The organism is Allobosea sp. CER48 (genome assembly GCF_044752385.1).
GTDB lineage: Bacteria > Pseudomonadota > Alphaproteobacteria > Rhizobiales > Beijerinckiaceae > Allobosea.
Map to the genome: position 1 here is coordinate 1 of NZ_JBIWYK010000527.1, position 1945 is coordinate 1945.

Annotated in this window: 2 protein-coding genes; both read right to left on the minus strand. The window is 66.5% G+C overall.

The features are described from left to right. Positions 1-1250 (minus strand): peptidoglycan DD-metalloendopeptidase family protein (locus tag ACIPIA_RS15135; protein ID WP_400510739.1); only part of this gene is annotated, 1250 nt, incomplete at its 3' end. Positions 1251-1330: 80 nt separating this feature from the next. Beyond that, on the minus strand, positions 1331-1795 hold the full coding sequence (locus tag ACIPIA_RS15140; protein WP_400510741.1) for a peroxiredoxin: 465 nt from the start codon (positions 1793-1795) through the stop codon (positions 1331-1333). Positions 1796-1945: the final 150 nt, after the last annotated feature.

Here is a 1945-nt window from a genome sequence, read left to right on the forward strand (position 1 = left end):
TCATAGATGCGAGTTTCGTAATGCAGATGGGGGCCGGTTGAGCGACCGGTCGATCCGACCCGGCCGACGACCGTTCCGGCCTTGACCGCCTGGCCGACCGAGACCGAAATCGCCGACATGTGCGCGTAACGCGTGCTCAGGCCATTGGCGTGCTCGACCTCTACCATGTTGCCGTAGCCGCCATTGTACTCCGCGGCCACGACCTTGCCGGGAGCCGTCGCGAGGATGGAGGACCCGGTCTCGGCGCGGAAGTCGACGCCGGTGTGCATGGCGAGCCCGCGGGTAAAGGGATCGGTGCGGTAGCCGAAATTCGAGGTGAAGTCGTGGTCGCCGGCCATCGGGCGGGCGAGGGGAAGCTGATCGATCACGCCGCGCAGGCGCATCACCGACGACATGCGCGGTTGAAGCGCGGTCAGGGTGGCTTCGAAGGGCCCGGCCGACGGGTCCAGCTTGACCGGCACGAACGGGCCGCCCATGCCGCCGGCCAGGTTCGAGGCGGCGAGACGTTCGGCGTCGAGCCCGGTTTCCGCCAGCGCACTGCGCAAGCGCTTCTGGGTCGCGGCGAGTGTTTCGTCCATGTCCTTGAGCGCCGAGATCTGCGCATCGGAGGTGCTGGCGATCGCCTTGTCGAGCCGCGTCAGCGCCGCCTCGACCCGCTTCGCCGGCGGTTCGGGCTGAGGCGCCTCGCCGGACTGCCATCCATCCGCGGGGTTGGCCTCGGCGCCGCGCAGAGGCGGCATCTCAGGGGCCGGCATGGGCTTGCCCGGCATGATCGGCGCGAAGCTGGTCACGCCCGAAGCGCGGATCGGCTCGCCCGGCTTGATGACGTTCGAGCGCAGCGGCAGCTTCCCGACCGGCATCAGGCCGTTGGACTGCAGCGTGTCGGTGAGGGCGGAAACGAGCGACTGGCGCGATTCGAGCTCGGCCTGACGGGTCGCGAGTTCGTCGACGCGGGATTCGACACCATCCTGATCCAGCAGGGCGCGGCTGGCATACCGATCGATGTCGGCGCGCAGCGCGGCGATTCGATCCTCATATGCGTATTGGCGGGTGGTTTCGCGGGCGATCAGCCGGGCGGCGAGGTCATCCCGGCTGAGGATGTACCAGCCGGCTGCGCCTGCGCAGGCCGTGGTCACAGCCAGCCAGGCGAGGCCCGCCAGGAGCGTCGCGCGGCGGATCGTGTAGGTCCTGTGAGTAACCAGGCCGACGGTGGAGAGAGCGGGACCCGTTTGTGGCTGATGATGATGCATACGCGGAACCGGAAAGAACGCTGCCGATGCCGCGATTAGAGATCGTTAGGGTTAATCTTTCGCAAATCCCGTGCGCCGACCTAGAGAGCACGGGCGGCCGCGAGCACCTCCTCGGCGTGGCCGGCGACCTTCACCTTCCTCCAGATGCGTGCGAGGCGACCTTCCGCGTCGATCAGAAAGGTCGACCTTTCCACGCCCATATAGGTGCGGCCGTACATGCTCTTCTCGACCCAGATGCCGTAGGCGTTGGCCAGCGCCTGCTCCTCATCGGCGAGAAGCGGGAAGCCCAACTCGTACTTGTTCTTGAAATTGCCATGGCGCTTCACTGAATCGGGGGAAACGCCGATGATCTCCGTACCGCTTTCCGCGAACTCCTTGCGCAGCCGGTTGAAGGCGATCGCCTCCTCGGTGCAGGCGGGAGTGTTGTCCTTCGGATAGGCGTAGAGAACGACCTTCCGGCCGCGCAGCGCAGCCAGGCTGATCTCCCCGCCGCCGTCGCGCGGCAACGTGAAGTCCGGCGCCGGTTCACCTTCCTGCAATGCCATCGTCCTTGCCTTCCTTTCGTCGCGTTCTCGCTGCATGGACCGCGCAACACTGCAAGGCAGGCTGGCGACACCGTCGGTCAGCGAAGGATTCGGCCTGTCCCTTTCGGATTGCCGAATCGCTTCGTCTGGCCTCATCGACATGCATGCCGT